The following is a 20959-nucleotide window of genomic DNA, read 5'->3' as shown; positions in this document are numbered from 1 at the left end:
CCGAGCCGAGCGAGGGAGAGCCCCCACGTGACCATCGCGCCCGCCGATCCGGCCGCAGCGATCGAGACCGACGGCCCCGGCACCGTGCTGCTGCGGGTCCTGACCGATCTCACCGCCGACCTCCCGGACACCGACCCCGGCAAGGTCGCCGCCGCCGCCCTGCGCGGCCGCAGCGCCGGTTCGGACGAGGCGGAGCTGCGCGAGCTGGCCACCGAGGCCGCCGCCGGACTCATCGCCGAGGACCCGGCGTACTCCCGGCTCGCCGCCCGGCTGCTCACCCTCACCATCACCGACGAGGCGGCGGGCCAGGGCGCGCTCTCCTTCTCGGCCTCCGTCGCCGTCGGCCACCGCGAGGGCCTGATCGCCGACCGCACGGCCGCGTTCGTCGCCACGCACACCGCGCGCCTCGACGCGCTGATCGACGCGGCCGGTGACGACCGCTTCGGCTACTTCGGCCTGCGCACCCTCTACTCCCGCTACCTGCTGCGGCACCCGATCACCCGCCAGGTCATCGAGACCCCGCAGCACTTCATGCTGCGCGTCGCGTGCGGTCTGGCCGAGGACGAGTCGGTGCGCGCCGTGGACGAGGTGGCGGCGCTGTACGGGCTGATGAGCCGGCTCGACTACCTGCCCTCCTCCCCCACGCTCTTCAACTCCGGCACCCGCCACCCGCAGATGTCCTCCTGCTACCTGCTGGACTCCCCGCAGGACGAGCTGGACTCCATCTACGACCGCTACCACCAGGTCGCGCGCCTGTCGAAGCACGCGGGCGGCATCGGCCTGTCGTACTCCCGCATCCGCGCCCGGGGTTCGCTGATCCGCGGCACCAACGGGCACTCCAACGGCATCGTGCCGTTCCTGAAGACGCTGGACGCCTCCGTCGCCGCGGTGAACCAGGGCGGCCGCCGCAAGGGCGCCGCCGCGGTCTACCTGGAGACCTGGCACGCGGACATCGAGGAGTTCCTGGAGCTCCGCGACAACACCGGCGAGGACGCCCGCCGTACGCACAACCTGAACCTGGCGCACTGGATCCCGGACGAGTTCATGCGCCGGGTCAACGCGGACGCCGAGTGGTCGCTCTTCTCGCCGGCCGACGTGCCCGAGCTGGTCGACCTGTACGGCGAGGAGTTCGACGCCGCGTACCACAAGGCGGAGGCGGCGGGCCTGGCCAAGAAGTCCATGCCGGCCCGTGACCTGTACGGCCGGATGATGCGCACCCTCGCGCAGACCGGCAACGGCTGGATGACCTTCAAGGACGCCTCCAACCGGACCGCCAACCAGACCGCCGAGCCGGGCTCCGTCGTCCACTCCTCGAACCTCTGCACCGAGATCATCGAGGTCACCGACGACGGCGAGACGGCCGTCTGCAACCTCGGCTCGGTCAACCTCGGCGCCTTCGTCCGGGAAGGAGCCGACGGCGGGCAGATCGACTGGGCGCGGCTCGACGAGACCGTGCGCACCGCCGTCACCTTCCTCGACCGGGTCGTCGACATCAACTTCTACCCGACCGAGCAGGCCGGCCGCTCCAACGCCCGCTGGCGTCCGGTGGGCCTGGGCGCGATGGGCCTCCAGGACGTCTTCTTCAAGCTGAAGCTGCCCTTCGACTCGGCCGAGGCCCGCGCGCTGTCCACCCGGATCGCCGAGCGGATCATGCTGGCCGCGTACGAGGCCTCCGCCGACCTCGCCGAGCGCAACGGCCCGCTGCCCGCCTGGGACAAGACCCGCACGGCCCGCGGTGTGCTGCACCCGGACCACTTCGACGTCGAGCTGAACTGGCCGGAGCGCTGGGCCGCGCTGCGCGAGCGGATCGCCGCCGTCGGCATGCGCAACAGCCTCCTCCTCGCCATCGCGCCGACCGCGACCATCGCCTCGATCGCCGGCGTCTACGAGTGCATCGAGCCGCAGGTCTCCAACCTGTTCAAGCGCGAGACGCTGTCCGGCGAGTTCCTCCAGGTCAACTCGTACCTCGTGGACGAGCTGAAGCGCCTCGGCGTGTGGGACGCGCAGACCCGTGAGGCGCTGCGCGACGCCAACGGCTCGGTGGCCGGCTTCACCTGGGTGCCGGCCGAAGTGCGCGAGCTGTACCGCACGGCCTGGGAGATCCCGCAGCGCGGCCTGATCGACATGGCCGCCGCCCGCACCCCGTTCCTGGACCAGGCGCAGTCGCTGAACCTGTTCCTGGAGACGCCGACCATCGGCAAGCTGTCGTCGATGTACGCGTACGCCTGGAAGCAGGGCCTGAAGACCACGTACTACCTGCGCTCGCGCCCGGCGACCCGGATCGCCCGCGCCGCGCAGGCCGCCGCCACCATCCCCGTCCAGCAGGTCGCCGACCCCGACGCCGTCGCCTGCTCCCTTGAGAACCCCGAGTCCTGCGAGGCCTGCCAGTGATGTCCGAGACCAAGAACCTGCTCGACCCGGGCTTCGAACTGACCCTCCGTCCCATGCGCTACCCGGACTTCTACGAGCGCTACCGGGACGCGATCAAGAACACCTGGACCGTGGAGGAGGTCGACCTCCACTCGGACGTCGCCGACCTCGCCAAGCTCACCCCGGGTGAGCAGCACATGATCGGCCGCCTGGTCGCCTTCTTCGCGACCGGCGACTCGATCGTGGCCAACAACCTGGTCCTGACGCTCTACAAGCACATCAACTCGCCCGAGGCGCGGCTCTACCTCTCGCGCCAGCTCTTCGAGGAGGCCGTGCACGTCCAGTTCTATCTGACGCTGCTCGACACCTACCTCCCCGACCCGGAGGACCGGGCGGCGGCCTTCGCGGCCGTCGAGAACATCCCGTCGATCCGCGAGAAGGCGCAGTTCTGCTTCAGGTGGATGGACTCGGTCGAGAAGATCGACCGTCTGGAGACGCAGGCCGACCGCCGGCGCTTCCTGCTCAACCTGATCTGCTTCGCCGCCTGCATCGAGGGCCTGTTCTTCTACGGCGCCTTCGCGTACGTGTACTGGTTCCGGTCCCGCGGTCTGCTGCACGGCCTGGCGACCGGCACCAACTGGGTGTTCCGCGACGAGACGATGCACATGAACTTCGCCTTCGAGGTCGTGGACACCGTCCGCAAGGAGGAGCCCGAGCTCTTCGACGACGAGCTCCAGGCGCAGGTCACCGCGATGCTGCGGGAGGCCGTCGAGGCGGAGCTCCAGTTCGGCCGCGACCTGTGCGGTGAGGGCCTGCCGGGCATGAACACCGAGTCGATGCGCGAGTACCTCCAGTGCGTCGCCGACCAGCGGCTCACCCGCCTGGGCTTCGCGCCGGTGTTCGGCTCGGAGAACCCGTTCGCGTTCATGGAGCTCCAGGGCGTCCAGGAGCTGACCAACTTCTTCGAGCGCCGCCCGTCCGCCTACCAGGTGGCGGTCGAGGGCTCGGTGGACCTGGACGAGGACTTCTAAGACTCGGTCCGTCATTTCACCAAAGGGTGAGCTGCGGATCGCAGCCGTGGCGGGGGCCGGGCGCTCCAGTGTGGTCACGCCGAGGGCGTGTCTCATCTGGGGTTGCTCGGCCTCGCCGTTCGGCGGTTCGGGGAGCAGAGGTGCCACGTTGCCGTGGGACTGCCACGCGGCCAGCACCCCGAGGGATGTTCTGGCACGGTGTGGTTGACTCCCGCAGGGCTTCTTCCAGCCCTTCGTTGAAGACGATCTGCGCGATTCGGGACGCGATGGTATCCAGGCGCGTGGTGGTAGGAACTGCCGCGTCGGTAGGGCGGACGAACGCGGCAAGAGCGGCGGATACGAGGTCGCGCTTGCCTACGAGGCCACAGGCGGTGCATCTGTGTTCGCGGTCTCGCAGGGTCTTCGTGACACGCTCGCCGCACAGGCAGTGCTGAGACAGAGCGGTGGACCAGGTGGAGACGCGTGCAAGACGGCCGCCTGCTGCCCGACATTCGATCTCCAGGGCTTTGATGAGCAAGCCTGGTGTGGTCCGCGACAGGCTCTTCCCCCACAGTCGATACCAGGTACGGACGTCGCAATCTTCCACCGTTAGGTTCGGGCTGTGGACAGCGACGATCTCGCGCGCGAGCTGGCGAGCGCGGTAGCGCCGGTACTCGGCGGCGCTGGTCGCTTCTTCGGCCTGCCGGGCGCGCAGCTCAAGGTATCTGGCAGACAGAAGGTCGCGCTTGTGTGCCCGCTTCGGCACCCCATCGGAGCGTGCCGCACGGGCGCCGCCGGGCACAGCGACGGACTTGGCAGGCAACCCCTTGCAGAGCCTTCGTTCGGCCCGGCTTTGCTGCTTCTTCGATAACCCGTACTGCGTGCGGTTGGTGGAACGACGGGAGCGTTCCAGCGCCCGCGCACGCCCCCGCCGCTTCTTCGCCTCCGTCTCCAGCCGGCTCTCTTCCGCGTTGGTGAGCGTGATCTCCGAGGACGCCGGGCCGCCGTCGACCGGATCCAAGCTGGTCGGGAAGGACACGATCGACAGGTTGGACACGTTGCCATCCACGCCTCCGACCCTGTCCAGAGCAGTCGCCTGCCTGCGCATCTCTTGTACGGCGGGAGACGCATATCCGGGACCGAGGACCATCAGGTGCGCTTCATAGACCCAGCCGCCTGACGCGGAAGCCTTGTGGCGACGGACAAGGTCCACCTTGTGCCAACGCCCAGAGGCGGCGAGAAAGTGCTCGGCGTGGGCCCGCTGGCCTGGGCCCTGCGGGACGCGAACGGGGAGCACGAGCTCGCCCCGCTGAGAGTCGGGGCCGCCGACGAAAACCACGGCAAGCGGGCCGGTGTGGTCCCACCAGGTCGCCTTCCGCGTTCCTGGCTTGCCCGAGGCTGTGTTCCTGCCCGTGGGCACGTTGCCGGTAGGTTTCGAAGGCTTCGGCATCCGGCGGGGCTGCATCAGCTCATGCCGGTTGCAGCCCGTGTAGGCCTTGGTGTGGCCCCGCAAAGTACCGGCCAGCCGGAACGTCTCCCACTTGTTCGCGGTGGTGTGGGACCGGGCTCGGCCTGGAATCCGCGTGAAGTCGTGCCATCGACCGACCTTCGGGCGTCCGTGCCTCTGGCCGGTGGAGTCCGTGACCAGATGGCGGGATACGCCGTTCCATACTTCGTCAGCCATGTGCATGGCCAATGCCTTGGAGACGTGGTGCTTCAGATGCCCAGCGTCCTCCAAGTGCTTGTACGCGCGCCGCTCCAACGCCTCTCGGGTAAGCCCAAGGCGCTGCCGCACTCTGTTCGCTCCCTCGCGACCCCGCTCATGCCTGGCGGCCCAGTATGCGTCCACTTTGGCGCGGGCGTCCCGTTGGAGTGCCCGCTTGATGCTCCACATCGCGCCGAACAGCTTCTCCAGCCGCTCCAGGTCAGCAGGGTCGGTGACGGCCAGAGGCAGCACCATTACCGACACCATTCCATCGTCGGGCTTGGTCCACTTCACCCCCCGATTCCGCCCCCGGAACCGCTGTGACGCTTGAGCAGCCAGCACAACCGTCTCCCTTGGCGCGACCCGAGCCCAACACGCCCAACCTAGAGGGCACCCCGTACACCCAGGCACATTGCGCACAGGCTCACCAGAATGCGCGAACACGGGAACACACGTTCATTCGTGCATGCGTCCATGAACGTGGTGAGTGCCAGTCACCGCTGGCAGACGAGGATGCCGCCGAGGCAGGTGATCTCGTACGCGCCGTTGCGGTCGATGTGGCCGGCGACGAGGGCACGGGCCCGGTCAATGGTCGCGTCAAAGGGCACGTCGTGCTGATCCGACCAGGCGCGATAGGAGACCATGTGGGCGATGACCGGCTCGGGGTCGCGGACCGTGATGGTCCCCGGCAGTTCGGCGACCTCCACACGGCTGAACTCCTCACGGAGGAAGGCCGGGGCCTTCTCCAGGGAGAAGCGGGCGCTGAGCGAGATGCGGGCCGGACCACGATCGATGCCGAGGACGTCGCCGGCGGCCCGCTGCCAGAGGTCGTCGAGTTCGGCCTTGTCGCGGTCGCTGTTGGTGGAGGCGACCACCAGCCCGTCGCTGGCCACGACCCGGGCCAGCTCCCTGACCGCCTGGGGAATGTCGGGTACGTGGTAGAGCATGTGCAGCGCGAGAACGGCGTCGACGCTCCCGGCCGCCAGCGGAAGCCGCGTGGCGTCCGCCACGGCGACCGGGCCGGGGACGCCGGCAAGGATGCCGGGCGCGATGTCGAGGCCGAGCAGGGACAGGTCCGGACGGTCCTGTCGAAGTCGCTGGATGAACTTGCCGTTGCCGCAGCCGATGTCGACAACCCGGCCGCGTACGTCGCCCAGCTGATCGGCGACGAGGCCGGGCAGGTCGTACCGGGGCGTCTGCCACTGGTAGAGCGACTGCCGTGCAGCCAGGTCCCGGTCTCCGTTGTAGGCGCTGCCCGCCAGGCGGGCCCGGTCGGTGACAGCGGCATCGTGGGCGGCGGACAGGTCGGTCACGTCGGCAACTCCGGAGGATGGGCGGCGGGAAGGGACGCACGGACGGCCGTGTGCTGGAGTCGGTCGCGCAGGTGTACCGCCTGAGCGGCTCCACCGTACTGCGGCCCTTCCAGCTCCCGCCCGAGAACGGTGAGCCGGCGCACGATGCTGGCCGACATGCGCTCCGGCGAGGCCATAAGGACAAAGCCGAGCATCTCCTCGGCGCCATCCAGGTCGTCCAGGAGCAGATGGCCGCGGGCGAGGTCGAGGTGCGAGGCGAAGAGGTCTCCCACGGACTGGTCATCACCATCCGCACTGCGATAGAGCCGAATTGCCGTCCCCGCGCTGAAGATGGCCTTCTGAACGTGCTGCTGTCCGCCTACGGCCAGAAGGGTCGTTCCGGCGTACGCGAACTGCTTGGCGACTGGGAAGTCGAAGACTCCTGGCATCTCGTCCCGCCCCGAGACCGCCTCACGGGATCGTTCGGCGTCCGCCAGGGCGGCGAGCGCCCCTGCCGAGTCGCCGACTATCGCCAACGCCCGCGCCTCCAGACTCGCCAGCCGTGCGCCGATGCTGCCGCTCGCCCTGTGCCGCCGGCCGACCTGGGCCAGCCGGGCCGCCTGCTCGTACCGCCCTGTCCAGTACGCGATCAACGACTCCACGGCCCGTACCCAGGCCAGCATCCCCTCGTGCCCGGCCGCCTCGGCACAGGCCCGTGCGGTACGGGCATGGGTGGCGGCAGAGTCGTAGTCGCCGAGATCGAGGCAGACGTGCGCGGACAGGCCGCAGAGGCGAGCAGCGGAGAGGTAGGTCAGTGGTCTGCCGGGGGTGCTGGCGCCCGCGCAGCAGCTCGAACACCCCGTCCCGTATCCGCCTGATCTCGACGTACTGCTCCATCAACGGGTGGCTGACGTACGTACGGGCGAGCCTGCCGACATCCGCCTCCAGCTGCTCTACGACGAACTCGTCGGCGTTCCGCTGCGCGATGAAGCGGGCGAAGTCCGCCGAACGCGCTGCGTCCTCGGACAGGCGATCACCACCGGCACAAGAAGCCGCAGGCGCCGGCGCGGGCAGCGCGACCTCGCCGCCGCCGGGGTCGTCCCGCCGGCCCTTGCTGACTGCCACAGCCTGGTCGAGTTGCGCGACGTCGATACCGAAGACCTGCGCCAGGTACTTCCGGGCATAGGGAATGGGGATCCGCGCTTCGCGCTCGTAGCGTCCGATCTCCTTGCCGGTCTTCGCCGAACGCCCCTCCAGGACGTTGTACTCGTCGGCGACCCTCTGCTGGCTCCAGCCGCGCGCGGTGCGCAGCCGGACGAGCAAGGCGCCGATCCCGGTGTCGCCCATGCCGTCCCCCAGGAACACGTGACCTCTGGCCCCCATAGTGGCCCCTGCCTTGGCCCCCGTGCTGGCTCCCGACCCAAATGAGTTAAGCCGCTTTGCTGTTGACCATGGCAAGCAGACTCACCAACCAGGCGACCGACGCCGCCCCGGACCTCCTTCCGGGCACGGGTCGGCACCGCACCATGCTGTTCCCCCGCCGCCGGACCACCCCGCGTACCGCTCGCGACTTCGTCGCCGCCACGCTGACCGAATGGGGTGAGACGAGCCGCCTCGACGACATGAGGCTGTGCACCTCGGAACTCGTCACCAACGCCGTGCTCCACGGGGCGCCCGTGGGCCGCCTCGTCCTCGTACGCGTCGAGTCCCTCGACGAGGAACTGCGGATCGAGATCCACGACAGCGGCGAGAACACGCCGACGCAGCGCGTTCCCGAGGAGTCCGCCGTCGACGGTCGCGGCCTGCTGATCGTCTCGGCTACGGCGAACAGCTGGGGCGTGAAGGAGAGGACGGGGCCCGGAAAGTGCGTCTGGGCTGCGTTCGACCGAAGCACCGAACCCTAGGGGCCACAACATGACCACGCACCCCGTCTCGCCGAACACCGTCCTCGCCAACGCCCTCCTCCACGCCGAGGACGTCCTGACCCCGCGCATCCTGGCCGCCCCGCCCGAGCGCATCGTGTTGGTCGTCGGCACCCAGATCAACGGCGCCCCGCACATCGGCACCTCACTCGTGCAGTCCCTGGCCTTCGCCATGGCCGCCCGCCTGCGTGACCGCTTCGGCCTCCCCACCGAGGTGCTGTTCAGTGCCCTCGACAACGCCCCGCACGAGCTGGCCACCGACCCGGTCAGCGGCCACCGCTACCAGCGCGCCTACGCCCAAGCCCTCGGCGAGCAGGCCCTGATCGACCTCGTCACCACCCTCTACCAGCCCCTCTTCACCACTCTGTCCAGGCTCTTGGGCATCCCGCACCACATCGAGACGTACACACAGCAACAGGCCAGCAAGCACTACCGCCGCACGTGGCTCCGGCTCCTCCCCCGCATCGACGCCGCCCGCTGGTGGCTCGCCCCCTCCACCGGCACCCCGCACCTCCGCGTCCCCTGCCCGCACCCCGGCTGTGGCTGGGCCGAGAAGCACGCCGAACGCACCCGGGTCCATCTCGCTAACCCCGAGTCGGCGCGAATCTCCGCCGTCTGCCTCCACCACGGCCCGTACGAGGCCACCCTCACACCCACCACCGGCGGCTACCTCGACCTGGCCACCCTCTACCGCAACCTGGTCAAGGAACTCGCCCTGACCAGTCCCCAGGGCACACTGCACGTCATGATCAAGGGCGGCGACTGGGTCTTCGGCTCACACCTCGTCGACGAGGCCCTCCAGGCCGTGGGCCTCACACGCACCCAGCTCCCGGCCCGCCTGTTCTGCCCCCAGGTCGTCACCGACACCGGCGCCAAGCTGTCGAAATCCCTCATACGAGAAGGCCGTGCCCCCTTGCCCGAGGGAGCCGCCCCCTGGATGCTCGACACCCGGCAGTGGCCCGGCACCGTCACCGAGTACGCCGACCAACTGCTCGCCATGACCGAGACGCTGCTCTCCGACCCCCGCCACTTCTTCCGCTCGTACTCGGCCGCCGAGATCGGCCGCCTGATCACCGCACCGTCCCCCAGGAGCGTTCCCTCCCGATGACCGACCGCACCGCCCGCGTCCGCGAGCTCAACCTCTACCGCCAGTACTTCGAACTCGTCGCCGCAGGCACCAAGACCATCGAAGTGCGGGTCAAGTACCCGCACCTCGCGGACCTCGCCGCCGGCGACACCATCCGCTTCCGCATCAAGGGCACGGACGAGACCTGCGATGTCGAGGTCCTCCGGGTCACCGAGTACCCCGACTTCGAAGCCCTCCTCGACGGCGAGGGCCCGTCCAACAGCAACCCGACCGCCACCCGCGACCAGCAACTCGCCAACATCCGCACGATCTACGGCCCCGATAAGGAAGCCCTCGGAGCCCTCGCCATCGAGATCAAGCGCGCCACCTAACAGCTCGCAAAAACAGAACGGGCCCAGCTCGTAGTCAAACGAGCGGGGCCCTTCGGCGTATCCGGGGAAGCCCGGGTCAGTCGTTCGCGACGACCGGGTAGCGCGGGGTGCCCTCTTCCATCTGGCGCAGGGCGTCCTTGCGGTCCCGCTTGGAGAGGCGGTCGATGTACAGGTAGCCGTACAGGTGGTCCGTCTCGTGCTGGAGGCAGCGGGCGAAGTAGCCGGTGCCGCGCACCTTGATCGCGTTGCCCTGGGAGTCCTGGCCGTGGACCTCGGCGTAGTCCGGACGGGCGAGCTCGGCGTACGCGGTGGGCACCGAGAGGCAGCCCTCGTTGGACTCGTCGAGGACGCGGCGGTCGGCGGGCAGCTCCTGCAGGACCGGGTTGACCACGTGGCCGACGTGCCGGACGCCCTCGTCGTCCATGCAGTCGTAGACGAAGACCTTCTGGTCCACGCCGATCTGGTTGGCGGCCAGGCCGACGCCCTCGGCGGTCTTCTGGCTGGCGAACATGTCGTCGATCAGCTGGGCCAGCTCGTCGCCGAACTCGGTGACGTCCTTGCACTCCCGGTGGAGCACGGGGTTGCCGAAGACCGTGATCGGACGCGAGGTGCCCCGCTCACGGTGCGCGAGCTCACGCTCCTCGCACTCCTCCGTGTCCACGACGAAACCGTCGTTCTCGACCTGCTGGTCCGTCTCCTGCTGCGCCATGTCCGGCCGCGCCCTTCTGAAAACCCGATTCCGTCGGAGGACAGCCTACGGGCCCTGGGCCGTCGCCTCAGCAGACCTCTTCGAGATCACGCCACTCACGGCTGTCCGGGCTGTCCGCGACCCAGCCGTCGAGCAGCCCGCGGACCAGGCCGGGCGGGGCGGCGATGCCGCACTCGCGCTCCGGCACCCACAGCTCGCCGGGCGAGCGGTGGCCGAGCGGGCCCGGGTGGCCCGGTTCGCTGTGGTCGTGGGGGTCCAGGTGCTCGCCCTCGCCCTCGGCGCTGGGCATGGTCGACTCCGAGCAGGCCCGGCAGAGCAGCCGCACGGAGGAGGACCAGTCCTCGGCCGCGAAGCCGGCGTCGGCGGCGAGCTGCTCCAGGGCGTCCCGGTCGGCCTCGGTGGCGGCCTCCAGGAGGACCACCCAGGTCGGGACCGGCGACGGCGCCCACAGCTCGATCTCGTCGAAGACGGGGTACGAGGGGCCCGCGCTGGTGGTCCGCTCGCCGTTCGGCACGCCGTCGTGCAGGACGACCTCGCCCCAGCGGCGGCCCGAGGACGGCAGCGGGATGGACAGGACCTCGATCCGGGCCGGGTCGAGCCGGCGGCCCCACACGACCTCGGCCTCGCCCTCCGGGGAGAGCCGCACGGCCGCGCTGCCGAGCTCCATGCCGGCCGGCTCGCCGGTGCCGGCGGCGGCGCCCGGGACCTTCAGCCCGTAGGCCTGCCAGGCGCGGCGGGCCAGCGGCCAGTCCTGGAGCGCGGTGGCGGCGATGCCGACGTTCCACCAGTCGGGGGCGCCGGTCTCCTTGTCGAGCAGGGCGACCGCGCGCAGCCCGGCGGCCCGGGCCTGCTCCCAGTCGTGCCGGAACTTGTGCAGCAGGGCCAGGTTGAACCAGGACTCCGAGAGCCAGGGCTCCAGGTCCGCCGCACGCGTCAACAGTGCGCCCGCGTCCTCGTACCGGCCGTCACCGATCAGCGTGAACGCGCGGTCGGTGGCCTGCCGCCACGAGGCGGAGGGCCGATGCCGTACCTTCCCGAAGATCCTCACGATTCCCGCCTGCCGGTCGCTTCACCCTCTTGTTCGCATCCAACCATGCCCGGTCGGACGCGCGCTCATTACCCATGGGTTACCCCGGTGGGACTGGGGCGATGCCCCTGGGGGCACCGCCGCGGGCGAGCACCCTGGCGAGGGATTCGACGACATCGGGGTGGTAGTCGCGGGCGGTGCCGAGCCGGAGGCGTTCCAGGGCGCCGAGGCCGCCGCCCGCGGTGGTGGCGGCGAGGTCGTCGTAGGCGTTGACGGCCCGGACGATCCGGGCGGGCAGCGGCTGGTCCCGGTACGGGTCGGCCTGGCGTTCCACGACGATCGCGACGGCCGTCGCGACCCCGGTCTGCCGGACCACGGCCCCGCCGAGCAGGGCGATCCTGCGCTGTTCCTCGGCGGGCAGCAGGGCGGTGGCACCGCCCTCGACGGGGTCGACCAGGGAGAGCTGTCCGATGTCGTGCATGAGCGCCGCGTATTCGAGGACGGTCAGCTCGGCGCCGGAGAGGCCCAGCTCGCGGCCGACGGCCCGGCTCAGCTCGGCGACCCGGCGGGCGTGGCCCTGCGGGGTGCAGCCGGCGATCTCGGTGGCCCGGGCCAGCGAGGCGATGGTCTGCCGGTCGGTGGTGCGCACGGCCGCGTACCGCCGGTAGGAGACCTGGGTGAGGAGCAGCGGCACGGCGAAGACGGGCAGCGCCCACAGTCCGGCGACGGCCACGCCGAGGGCCATGACGGTGCCGGTGGCGCAGACCGCGGAGCCGATGCCGGGCAGGGCGCGCAGCCGGTCGCGCAGGAGCGGGCCGTAGGGGTGACCGGTGCGGGCGCGGTGCAGCAGGGCGGCGAGGACGGCGTCGCAGAGGGCCGTGAGGAGGAGCAGCAGGAGCAGGAACAGGGCGTACGAGGGGCCGTGGCCGAGGCGGGCGGTGACGGCGCCGGTGTTGAAGAGCGGCTGGAAGCAGAGGGCGGCGAAGCCGACGGTGAGGACGCGGCGGGCCAGCTGGTCGGGGTCGGGCCCGCGGCCCCGGGCCACGTGCGGGACGATCCCGGCGAGGCCGCCCGCGACGGTGACGGCGACGGTCTGCAGGACGCCGTGGGTGGTGCTGTGGCCGGCGTTCTCGCCGAGCAGGGCGTAGGCGAGGGCTCCGGCGGCGGCGAGCGGGGCGGGTTCCCGTTCACCGGGCCGGGCGCCCCAGCGGGTCAGCTCGCCCAGGGCGATGAGGGTGCCGAAGGCGAGGGCGGCGCCGGGGTCGTCGACGCCCTGCCAGAGCGTGGCGCCGATGCCGGCGAGGGTCAGCAGCAGGGCGAGGGCGCGCACGGCGCCGACGGTGGCACGGCCGGTGCTCACGCGTGCTCCTGCGCGGACCGGGCGCGCACGGCGGGCGGGGGCGGCGCGGCGGTCCCGTCGGGCGGCGGGGTGCGGGCTCCGGGCAGTGGGGCGGTGGTCTCGTCGGCGGTGACCTCGGTCTGCCAGCCCTCCCGGGCGAGGGCGCGGGCGAGGGCGTCGACCATCCGCGGGTCGAACTGGGTGCCGGCGCAGCGCTCCAGCTCGGCCAGGGCGGTCCCGACGGGCCGGGCGCGGCTGTAGGAGCGGGTGGAGGTCATGGCGTCGAAGGCGTCGGCGACGGCGACGACCCGGGCGTACTCGGGGATCTCGCGGCCCTTGAGCCCGTACGGGTAGCCGCTGCCGTCCATGCGTTCGTGGTGGTGGAGGATCGCGGTGCGGGCCTCGCCGAGGAAGCCGATGCCGCGGACCATCTCGTGCCCGTACTCGGGGTGGAGCTCGATGATCCGGCGCTCCTCGGGGGTGAGCGGCCCGTCCTTGCGCAACACCCGGGTGGGGACGCCCAGTTTGCCGACGTCGTGGAGGATGCCGGCGAAGCGGACGACCTCCAGGCGCTCCTCGGCCATGCCGAGCTCCCGGGCGATCAGGACGGAGGCGTGGCCGACCCGTTCGCTGTGGCCGCGGGTGTAGCGGTCCTTGATGTCGACGGCCTGGACGAGGGCCCGGATGGTGGCCTGGTGGGCGGCCCGCTCACGGTGGTACTGGGCGAAGACCCAGCAGGAGATGTACATGGGCAGCAGGACGAAGAGGGCTGCGACCGGCCCGTACGGGCTGCGCCAGAGCACGGCCATCATCAGTCCGGCGAGCCCGTGCACGGCGTGCGGGGCGAGGGCCCGGCCGAGCAGTCCGCGCCAGGCGGCCCGGGGCGGGAGCTGTTCGGCGGTGGCGCGGATGCCGCCGTCGAGGACGGTGAGGGCGAGGCAGAGGGCGAGCGCGGCGGCGCCCGCGGGCAGCAGCGCGTACGGGAAGTCGGGGGTGTCGGGCCCGAGTCCGAGGGCGGCGTGGCAGCGGAAGAGCCGGGCGGCGTGCGACGCGGCCCAGACGGCGAGGGCCAGCTGGGCGGCCCGCCAGGCGCGCCGGGCCCCGGCGGGGGGCCGTTCCACGCGGCCGAGGACGGCGCCGGGCAGCGCGGTGAGCGCGGCGGCGGCGGGCGGCAGGAGCAGCGCGGCGGCGATCAGGACGGGGAAGAAGGAGCCGGCGGTGAGCGGGGCCGCGCCGCCGGGGGCCTGTCCGAGGGCCCGGGCGGCGAGGGAGCAGCGGGCGGGCAGTTCGCAGACCGCGTAGAGGGCGGCGAGCAGGAGTACGGCGCGCCAGGGCGTGGCGGCGTCGGGGCGCAGCGCGGGCAGGACGGCCGCGGTGGCGGCGAGCAGGGCGCAGCCGATGTACGCGCGTGCCGTTCGCGGAATGCCCTTGACGCCCATCACGCCGGTCACGCTAAGCGAGTTGGGCGGCCGCCGTCGGGCCGCCGGGGGCGATTCGCACCATCGGGTGATACAAACCGATGGACACACCGAAGGCCGGGCGACGCGTTCGCCCGGCCTTCGTTCTGGTGTGCTGTGGTGCCGCCGCCCGGGTGCTACTGCTCCTGGGGCGCGGCCGTGACGTCCTGCTCGGGCACCGTGTGACCCGAACGGATGAGGTCGATGCGGCCCATCACCTTGGCGCGCAGGTCGACCGGGACGTCATCGCTGCCGCAGCAGCGCTTGACCAGCTTCTTCACCGCCTGTTCGAGGCCGTACTTCTCCAGGCACGGGGAGCACTCCTCGAAGTGCACCTCGAACTTGGTGCAGTCGGTGTCGGGCATCTCTCTGTCGAGGAACTCGTAGAGATGGTCCAGGACCTCTGAGCAGTCCGTCTCGTGCGGATCTCCGCAGCTCATGAGCCCGAGCCTTTCAGATCGTGCGACTCTCCGGCGCCCGCGGGAACCAGCCCGCGGTCGCGGGCGTAGTCCTCGAGCATGCCGCGCAGCTGGCGGCGGCCCCGGTGCAGCCGGGACATCACCGTACCGATGGGTGTACCCATGATGTCCGCGATCTCCTTGTACGCAAAGCCCTCTACATCGGCCAGATAGACGGCGATGCGGAACTCCTCGGGGATCGCCTGCAGCGCTTCCTTCACGTCCGAGTCCGGCAGGTGGTCGAGGGCCTGCGACTCGGCCGAACGCAGACCGGTCGACATGTGCGACTCGGCGCGGGCGAGCTGCCAGTCCTCGATCTCCTCGGCGGCCGAGCGCTGCGGCTCGCGCTGCTTCTTGCGGTACGAGTTGATGAAGGTGTTCGTGAGGATCCGGTACAGCCACGCCTTGAGGTTGGTGCCCTCGCGGAACTGGTGGAAGGATCCGTACGCCTTGGCGTAGGTCTCCTGCACCAGGTCCTCCGCGTCCGCGGGATTGCGCGTCATGCGCAGCGCGGCCGAGTACATCTGGTCGAGGTAGCCGAGGGCGTCCCGCTCGAAGCGCGCGTTGCGCTCCTCGGTCGTCTCCTCGGGGCCGTCGTCGGTCCCTGTGTCGGTCCCAGTGACCGGACCCACCTCCTCCAGCGCTGCGGCGAACCCGAACGCGGACCCGCTCGCTTCGGAGGATAGACGAGGAACCACTCCGTCCGCCGCCCGAACAGGGGCGACCCTCGGCGCGGGCAGGACAGTCCAGTCCAGGTCAGCGGCCTGCGCACGCTCGGGGCATATGGTCGAACCCATGCGACGGACTCCCTCTTCCTTTGCTCTGAGCACCGATGTCCCTCACAACAGCGGTCCCGGGCCCGGCATTCCCGCGGGGGACGCCCGGTCACCGAAGTGACGTGATCCACGCGGTGACTTCACGCACGATCACCTCGACGGCCTCCTCCTGGGAGAGCGGGGCGCGCTTGGGGACGGCGAAGCCGTGGTCGCCGTACGGCACCTCGGCGAGCGTGTAGGGGCCGTCGGGGAACTCGGCCGGCCGCCCGAAGGGGTCGTTGCCGCCCTGCACGACGAGGGTGGGGACGCCGGAGCCGAGGAGCTCGGCGGCCCGGGAGCGCTCCGGCCGGCCCGGCGGGTGCAGCGGGAAGCCGAGCGCGAGCACCGCGGCGGCGCCCAGCTCGGTGGCGGTGCGGCAGGCGACCCGGGCGCCGGCGCTGCGGCCGCCGGCGATCACCGGCAGGCCCGGGGCGGCGAGGGCGGGCCACAGGCCGCGCCAGCCGGTGTCGAGGGTCTTGGGCGCGGGGGCGACCTTCTTGCCGGCCACCCGCCAGGGCTGCTCGACGAGGGCCACGGTCACGCCCCGCGCGGGCAGCGCGGCGGCCAGGGCCACCAGGTCGCGGGCCTCGATGCCGCCGCCGGCGCCGTGGCTGACGGCGAGCACGGCCCAGGGCTTCTCGGCGGCGGCCCAGGTGATCCGGGCGTCCCCGGCGTCGGTCGCAACGATCTCGGTCTTGGTCACGGGCCCATCCTGCCGCGCGGGGGACGGAAAACCGGCGTGCGGGACCCGCGCACGGAGAGCCGTGCACGGAGAGCCGTGCAGACCCGTGGAGAGAGCCGTGTACGGAGACCCGCGTACGGCGGTCCTCAGAAGAGGGTGCCCTCCTCCGGGCCCTCCAGCTCCGTGAGCAGCTCGGGGCCGTTGTTGCGCACGTTGCTGACCGCCGTCGCCACCGGGTAGGCCCGCATCAGGCCCCCGGGCGGCGGGGCGAGCAGCGCGCGCAGCTCGTCGGGGCCGGCGGGGTGCGGGTCCAGCCAGGCGTCCCAGTGGTCGGGCGTGAGCATCAGCGGCATCCGGGGGTGGATGTCGGCGAGCGAGCGGGGCCCCTCGGCGGGGGCGACGCCCAGCGGCGTGGTCTCGGCCTCGGTGGTCACGACGGAGCAGGTGACCCACCAGGCCGAGGGGTGGGCGTCGGGGAGGGTCCGGTCGCGCCAGAACTCGTATATGCCGGCCATCGCGAAGACGGAGCCGTCGGCGGGGGTCACGAAGTACGGCTGCTTGCGGGGCCGCTTCCGCTTCCCCTCCACCTCCAGGTCGCGCTCGCCCGCGCCGGTCACCCACTCGTAATAGCCGTCGGCGGGCAGGATGCAACGGCGGGCCGCGAAGGCCTTCTTGAAGGAGGGCTTCTCGTGCAGGGTCTCGGCGCGGGCGTTGATCATCCGGGCGGCGCCCTCCGGGCTCTTCGCCCAGGACGGCACGAGCCCCCACTTCAGGGCGTGCATCTGGCGAACCGGGCGGCGCGATTCCGCGTCTTTCAGAGGACGCTCCAGAATCGCGTAGACCTCCTTGGTCGGGGCCACGTTCCAGTCGGGGGCCAGGGTCTCCTCCGGCTCCCACTTCTCGACCTCGAAGGCGTCCACCAGGTCCTCGGGGCGCCTGCTCGCCGCATACCGTCCGCACATGCGTGCCACACTGCCACGATCCCGACCCCCCACGAGGAGCCCTTCCCCACGATGAGCCTCCCCCACGGCCTGTTCGACGCGCAGGCCGCGCCCGCGCAGTGGATCGTGATCGCCACGGCTCTCGCCGCGCTGGCCGCGGTCCTGCCCCGCCCGATATGGCGCCTGTCCCGCAACGCGATCACCATCGCCCACGAGGGCGGCCACGGTCTGGTCGCGCTCGCCACGGGGCGGCGGCTCCAGTCGATCCGGCTGCACTCCGACACCAGCGGGCTGACCGTCTCGCGCGGACGGCCCACCGGCATCGGCATGATCCTCACCGCCGCGGCCGGCTACACGGCCGCCCCGCTGCTGGGCCTCGGCGGCGCCGCGCTCCTGTCCGCCCACCGGATCACGCTGCTGCTGTGGCTGGCCACCGCGCTGCTCGTGGCGATGCTGGTGATGGTCCGCAACGCGTACGGGATCTTCACCGTGCTGCTCACCGGCGGCGTGTTCCTGCTGGTGTCCTGGATCACCGGCCCGGACGTCCAGTCGGCCTTCGCGTACGCGGTGGTCTGGTTCCTGTTGCTCGGCGGGGTCCGGCCGGCCTTCGAACTGCAGGCGAAGCGGCGGCACGGAGGCGCGCCCGACTCCGACGCGGACCAGCTCGGCCGGCTCACCCATGTGCATCCCGCGCTGTGGCTCTTCTTCTTCCACGCCGTCTCGATCTGCTCCCTGATCGGCGGAGGACGCTGGCTCCTGGGCCTGTAGTCCCCCCGTAAAGTGAGGGCATGACCGAAAGCTCCGCGCACACCGATCCACTCACCGGCCTCTGGCCCGCCCCCCATGCCGACGGTGCCGTGGACGCCACCGTCACCGTGCCCGGATCGAAGTCGGTCACCAATCGCGCCCTGGTGCTCGCCGCGCTGGCCGCCGAGCCGGGCTGGGTGCGCCGCCCGCTGCGCTCGCGCGACACCCTGCTGATGGCGGAGGCGCTGCGCACCCTCGGCGTGAAGATCGAGGAAGGCGTGGGCCCGGACGGCACCGGCGAGGCCTGGCGGGTCATCCCGGCCGGGCTGCGCGGCCCCGCGACCGTGGACGTCGGCAACGCCGGCACGGTCATGCGCTTCCTGCCGCCGGTCGCGGCCCTCGCCGAAGGGCCGGTCCGCTTCGACGGCGACCCGCGCTCCCACGAGCGCCCGCTGCACGGGGTCATCGACGCGCTGCGCGCGCTCGGCGCCCGCATCGACGACGACGGGCGCGGCGCGCTGCCGATGACGGTGCACGGCGGCGGCTCCCTGGAGGGCGGTGTCGTGGAGATCGACGCCTCCTCGTCCTCCCAGTTCGTCAGCGCCCTGCTGCTGTCGGGCGCGCGCTTCAACCAGGGCGTGGAGGTACGGCACGTCGGCGGCCGGCTGCCCTCGCTGCCGCACATCCGGATGACCGTCGACATGCTGCGCTCGGTCGGCGCGCAGGTCGACGAGCCGGAGCACGGCGGGCGGCCCGACGTGTGGCGGGTGGCGCCGTCCGCGCTGCTCGGGCGGGACCTGGTGGTCGAGCCCGACCTGTCCAACGCGCAGCCGTTCCTGGCCGCCGCCCTGGTCACCGGCGGCCGGGTGACCGTGCCGGACTGGCCGGCGCGCACCACCCAGCCCGGTGACGCGCTGCGGGAGATCTTCACCGAGATGGGCGGCTCCTGCGAGCTGACCGACCGGGGTCTGACCTTCACCGGCACCGGCCGGATCCACGGCATCGACGTGGACCTGGGCGAGGTCGGCGAGCTGACCCCCGGCATCGCGGCGGTCGCGGCCCTCGCCGACTCCCCCTCGACCCTGCGCGGCGTCGCCCACCTGCGGCTCCACGAGACCGACCGGCTCGCCGCCCTGACCAAGGAGATCAACGGGCTCGGCGGTGACGTGACGGAGACCGAGGACGGGCTGCACATCCGCCCGCGCCCGCTGCGCGGCGGCGTCTTCCACACGTACCACGACCACCGGATGGCGACCGCGGGCGCGATCGTCGGCCTGGCCGTCGCGGGCGTGGAGATCGAGAACGTGGCGACGACGGAGAAGACCTTGCCCGACTTCCCGAGGATGTGGACCGAAATGCTCGGAGCCTGAGCCATGCGGCGTTACGGGAAGCACACCGACGAGGACGACATCCGCCAGCGGCCCAACCGCAAGGGCAACCGTCCCCGTACCACCATCCGCCCCAAGCACGAGGACGCCGTCGAGGGCATGGTCCTCACCGTCGACCGTGGCCGGCTGACCTGTCTGGTCGACGACCGGGTCGTGATGGCGATGAAGGCCCGCGAGCTGGGCCGCAAGGCCGCCGTCGTGGGCGACCGGGTCTCCCTGGTGGGCGATCTGTCCGGCGAGAAGGACACCCTGGCGCGGATCGTGCGGATCGGCGAGCGCAGCTCGGTGCTGCGCCGCACGGCCGACGACGACGACCCGTTCGAGCGGGTGGTGGTGGCCAACGCCGACCAGCTCGCGATCGTGACCGCGCTGGCCGACCCGGAGCCGCGCCCCCGGCTGATCGACCGCTGCCTGGTCGCGGCGTACGACGGCGGGCTCTCCCCCTTCCTGGTCCTCACGAAGTCGGACCTGGCGCCGCCGGCGAAGCTGTTGGAGCTGTACGGCGCGCTGGACATCCCGTACGTGGTGGTCAACCGCGAGGAGCTGTACGACGGCGAGGCGGCGGACCGGGTGCGGGAGCACCTGGGCGACCGGGTGACGGCGTTCGTGGGGCACTCGGGCGTCGGCAAGACGACGCTGGTGAACGCGCTGGTGCCGGAGGAGCGGCGGCGGGTCACCGGACACGTGAACGCGGTGACCGGCCGGGGCCGGCACACCACGACCTCGGCGCTCGCGCTGCCGCTGGACAAGGCCGGCGGCTGGGTCATCGACACGCCCGGTGTGCGGTCCTTCGGCCTGCACCACGTGGACCCGTCGCGGGTCATCCACGCCTTCCCGGACCTGGAACCGGGGACGGAGAACTGCCCGCGGGCGTGCAGCCACGACGAGGCGGAGTGCGCGCTGGACGCCTGGGTGGAGGAGGGCCACGCCGATCAGGCCCGGCTGTACTCGCTGCGGCGGCTGCTGGCGACCCGGGAGCGACGCGAAGGCGACTGATTCGCGCACGTTTGCGGGCGCCCACGTCTGGTAAGTGCATAATCGCACCAAGTGAGACGAAGCAGTCACCGACGGCGTGGGAGGCACTGACGATGGCGTGGCTGCTGGTGGTGGTCGCGGGGATTCTGGAGACGGGGTTCGCGGTCTGCCTCAAGCTCTCGCACGGTTTCACCCGGCTGTGGCCGACGGTCGCCTTCGCGGCCTTCGCCCTGGGCAGTTTCGGCCTGCTGACGCTGGCGCTGCGCAAGCTGGACGTGGGTCCGGCGTACGCGGTGTGGACGGGGATCGGGGCGGCCGGGACGGCGATCTACGGGATGGTCTTCCTGGGCGACCTGGTCTCCACGCTCAAGATCGTCTCGATCTCGCTGGTGATCGTGGGCGTCATCGGTCTCCAGCTGTCGGGGTCCGCCCACTGAGCTTCTGCCGCCTGCGGCCGACGTAGCCGATGGCGCACCAGGCCAGGAAGAGCACGACGGCGGCGACGACGCCCGCGGTGGTGCCGGTGAACACCAGGGCGAGCAGCACCGCGGTCATGGTGATGACGCCCCGGGACGTCGAGGTGAACGCGTCGACCCGCAGGGCGAGGCGCAGGGCGCCCGAGGGCTCTCGGGTGTCCGTCATGGTGGAACCTCCGGTGTGCGAA

Annotated in this window: 22 protein-coding genes; 10 read left to right on the top strand and 12 right to left on the bottom strand. The window is 71.6% G+C overall.

All coding sequences use genetic code 11. The features are described 5' to 3' along the window. Positions 1-27: 27 nt before the first annotated feature. Positions 28-2391 carry a ribonucleoside-diphosphate reductase subunit alpha gene (locus tag OG309_RS25030; protein WP_329423919.1) on the top strand — a complete coding sequence of 788 codons (2364 nt, stop codon included), beginning with the start codon at positions 28-30 and terminating at the stop codon, positions 2389-2391. Beyond that, positions 2391-3401, top strand: a complete 1011-nt coding sequence (locus OG309_RS25025) for a ribonucleotide-diphosphate reductase subunit beta (RefSeq protein ID WP_329423917.1) — start codon at positions 2391-2393, stop codon at positions 3399-3401. The genes OG309_RS25030 and OG309_RS25025 overlap by 1 nt, the downstream gene beginning before the upstream one ends. 16 nt (positions 3402-3417) lie before the next feature. Here the strand turns inward: OG309_RS25025 and OG309_RS25020 are convergent, their stop codons facing one another. The 3 genes from OG309_RS25020 to OG309_RS25010 form a co-directional block, all read right to left on the bottom strand. Beyond that, a complete protein-coding gene (locus OG309_RS25020) occupies positions 3418-5379 on the bottom strand; it encodes a zinc ribbon domain-containing protein (RefSeq protein WP_329423915.1) in 1962 nt (653 codons plus the stop codon). Positions 5380-5579: 200 nt separating this feature from the next. Beyond that, positions 5580-6398: a class I SAM-dependent methyltransferase gene (locus OG309_RS25015; protein ID WP_329423913.1), complete on the bottom strand. Its 819-nt coding sequence runs from the start codon at positions 6396-6398 to the stop codon at positions 5580-5582. Next, positions 6395-7039: a hypothetical protein gene (locus OG309_RS25010; RefSeq protein WP_329423911.1), complete on the bottom strand. Its 645-nt coding sequence runs from the start codon at positions 7037-7039 to the stop codon at positions 6395-6397. The genes OG309_RS25015 and OG309_RS25010 overlap by 4 nt, the downstream gene beginning before the upstream one ends. A gap of 166 nt (positions 7040-7205) precedes the next feature. Here OG309_RS25010 and OG309_RS25005 point away from each other — a divergent pair, with 166 nt between their 5' ends. From OG309_RS25005 to OG309_RS24990, 4 genes are read left to right on the top strand one after another with little or no spacing between them, the layout of a single operon-like run. Continuing rightward, positions 7206-7805, top strand: coding sequence for a hypothetical protein (locus tag OG309_RS25005; RefSeq protein WP_329423910.1), 600 nt, complete (start codon positions 7206-7208; stop codon positions 7803-7805). A gap of 23 nt (positions 7806-7828) precedes the next feature. Next, positions 7829-8281 carry an ATP-binding protein gene (locus OG309_RS25000; protein WP_329423908.1) on the top strand — a complete coding sequence of 151 codons (453 nt, stop codon included), beginning with the start codon at positions 7829-7831 and terminating at the stop codon, positions 8279-8281. Positions 8282-8291: 10 nt separating this feature from the next. Continuing rightward, positions 8292-9407 (top strand): hypothetical protein, encoded by a 1116-nt coding sequence (locus tag OG309_RS24995; protein WP_329423906.1) that lies wholly within the window; start codon positions 8292-8294, stop codon positions 9405-9407. Beyond that, complete coding sequence (locus tag OG309_RS24990) at positions 9404-9757, top strand: ASCH domain-containing protein (protein ID WP_329423904.1); 354 nt, start codon at positions 9404-9406, stop codon at positions 9755-9757. Before OG309_RS24995 ends, OG309_RS24990 begins: the two co-directional genes overlap by 4 nt. Positions 9758-9833: 76 nt before the next feature. Here OG309_RS24990 and def read toward each other — a convergent pair whose 3' ends face one another. From def to OG309_RS24950, 8 genes are all read right to left on the bottom strand, one after another. Beyond that, positions 9834-10466, bottom strand: a complete 633-nt coding sequence (def, locus tag OG309_RS24985) for a peptide deformylase (protein WP_329423902.1) — start codon at positions 10464-10466, stop codon at positions 9834-9836. 67 nt (positions 10467-10533) lie between these two features. After that, positions 10534-11514 (bottom strand): tetratricopeptide repeat protein, encoded by a 981-nt coding sequence (locus OG309_RS24980; protein ID WP_329423900.1) that lies wholly within the window; start codon positions 11512-11514, stop codon positions 10534-10536. 79 nt (positions 11515-11593) lie between these two features. After that, positions 11594-12853: an HD-GYP domain-containing protein gene (locus OG309_RS24975; RefSeq protein WP_329423899.1), complete on the bottom strand. Its 1260-nt coding sequence runs from the start codon at positions 12851-12853 to the stop codon at positions 11594-11596. Next, positions 12850-14271: an HD-GYP domain-containing protein gene (locus tag OG309_RS24970; protein WP_329428529.1), complete on the bottom strand. Its 1422-nt coding sequence runs from the start codon at positions 14269-14271 to the stop codon at positions 12850-12852. The genes OG309_RS24975 and OG309_RS24970 overlap by 4 nt, the downstream gene beginning before the upstream one ends. 155 nt (positions 14272-14426) lie before the next feature. Beyond that, the gene (gene rsrA / locus OG309_RS24965; protein WP_329423897.1) at positions 14427-14729 is read right to left on the bottom strand and encodes a mycothiol system anti-sigma-R factor; all 303 of its coding nucleotides are present in this window, start codon (positions 14727-14729) and stop codon (positions 14427-14429) included. After that, a complete protein-coding gene (locus OG309_RS24960) occupies positions 14726-15379 on the bottom strand; it encodes a sigma-70 family RNA polymerase sigma factor (protein WP_046907349.1) in 654 nt (217 codons plus the stop codon). Before OG309_RS24960 ends, rsrA begins: the two co-directional genes overlap by 4 nt. A gap of 253 nt (positions 15380-15632) precedes the next feature. Next, positions 15633-16265 carry an alpha/beta hydrolase family protein gene (locus OG309_RS24955; RefSeq protein WP_329423896.1) on the bottom strand — a complete coding sequence of 211 codons (633 nt, stop codon included), beginning with the start codon at positions 16263-16265 and terminating at the stop codon, positions 15633-15635. 125 nt (positions 16266-16390) lie between these two features. Continuing rightward, positions 16391-17206 (bottom strand): SOS response-associated peptidase, encoded by an 816-nt coding sequence (locus OG309_RS24950; protein ID WP_329423894.1) that lies wholly within the window; start codon positions 17204-17206, stop codon positions 16391-16393. 51 nt (positions 17207-17257) lie between these two features. On the opposite strand from OG309_RS24950, the gene OG309_RS24945 reads away from it, so the two are divergent. The 4 genes from OG309_RS24945 to OG309_RS24930 all read left to right on the top strand — a co-directional run bounded on the left by OG309_RS24945 (position 17258) and on the right by OG309_RS24930 (position 20732). Further along, a complete protein-coding gene (locus OG309_RS24945) occupies positions 17258-17953 on the top strand; it encodes a M50 family metallopeptidase (RefSeq protein ID WP_329423893.1) in 696 nt (231 codons plus the stop codon). A 20-nt stretch (positions 17954-17973) separates the two neighbouring features. Then, a complete protein-coding gene (gene aroA / locus OG309_RS24940; RefSeq protein WP_329423891.1) occupies positions 17974-19302 on the top strand; it encodes a 3-phosphoshikimate 1-carboxyvinyltransferase in 1329 nt (442 codons plus the stop codon). Between the two features lie 3 nt (positions 19303-19305). Beyond that, complete coding sequence (gene rsgA / locus OG309_RS24935; protein ID WP_329423889.1) at positions 19306-20316, top strand: ribosome small subunit-dependent GTPase A; 1011 nt, start codon at positions 19306-19308, stop codon at positions 20314-20316. A 92-nt stretch (positions 20317-20408) separates the two neighbouring features. Then, positions 20409-20732 (top strand): DMT family transporter, encoded by a 324-nt coding sequence (locus tag OG309_RS24930; protein ID WP_132913642.1) that lies wholly within the window; start codon positions 20409-20411, stop codon positions 20730-20732. Here OG309_RS24930 and OG309_RS24925 read toward each other — a convergent pair. Then, complete coding sequence (locus OG309_RS24925; RefSeq protein WP_329423886.1) at positions 20698-20937, bottom strand: hypothetical protein; 240 nt, start codon at positions 20935-20937, stop codon at positions 20698-20700. The two genes, OG309_RS24930 and OG309_RS24925, sit on opposite strands and share 35 nt — an antisense overlap. Positions 20938-20959 lie beyond the last annotated feature (22 nt).

Source organism: Streptomyces sp. NBC_01268, assembly GCF_036240795.1.
Lineage (GTDB): Bacteria > Actinomycetota > Actinomycetes > Streptomycetales > Streptomycetaceae > Streptomyces.
This window is presented reverse-complemented; position numbering and strand designations above follow the sequence as displayed.

Coding starts and splice junctions, on each gene's coding strand:
- OG309_RS25025 (WP_329423917.1), top strand. CDS start 2,391: ATGTCCGAGACCAAGAACCTGCTCGACCCGGGCTTCGAACTGACCCTC.
- OG309_RS25000 (WP_329423908.1), top strand. CDS start 7,829: ATGGCAAGCAGACTCACCAACCAGGCGACCGACGCCGCCCCGGACCTC.
- OG309_RS24995 (WP_329423906.1), top strand. CDS start 8,292: ATGACCACGCACCCCGTCTCGCCGAACACCGTCCTCGCCAACGCCCTC.
- OG309_RS24990 (WP_329423904.1), top strand. CDS start 9,404: ATGACCGACCGCACCGCCCGCGTCCGCGAGCTCAACCTCTACCGCCAG.
- def (WP_329423902.1), bottom strand. CDS start 10,466: ATGGCGCAGCAGGAGACGGACCAGCAGGTCGAGAACGACGGTTTCGTC.
- OG309_RS24970 (WP_329428529.1), bottom strand. CDS start 14,271: ATGGGCGTCAAGGGCATTCCGCGAACGGCACGCGCGTACATCGGCTGC.
- rsrA (WP_329423897.1), bottom strand. CDS start 14,729: ATGAGCTGCGGAGATCCGCACGAGACGGACTGCTCAGAGGTCCTGGAC.
- OG309_RS24950 (WP_329423894.1), bottom strand. CDS start 17,206: ATGTGCGGACGGTATGCGGCGAGCAGGCGCCCCGAGGACCTGGTGGAC.
- OG309_RS24945 (WP_329423893.1), top strand. CDS start 17,258: ATGAGCCTCCCCCACGGCCTGTTCGACGCGCAGGCCGCGCCCGCGCAG.
- aroA (WP_329423891.1), top strand. CDS start 17,974: ATGACCGAAAGCTCCGCGCACACCGATCCACTCACCGGCCTCTGGCCC.
- rsgA (WP_329423889.1), top strand. CDS start 19,306: ATGCGGCGTTACGGGAAGCACACCGACGAGGACGACATCCGCCAGCGG.
- OG309_RS24930 (WP_132913642.1), top strand. CDS start 20,409: ATGGCGTGGCTGCTGGTGGTGGTCGCGGGGATTCTGGAGACGGGGTTC.
- OG309_RS24925 (WP_329423886.1), bottom strand. CDS start 20,937: ATGACGGACACCCGAGAGCCCTCGGGCGCCCTGCGCCTCGCCCTGCGG.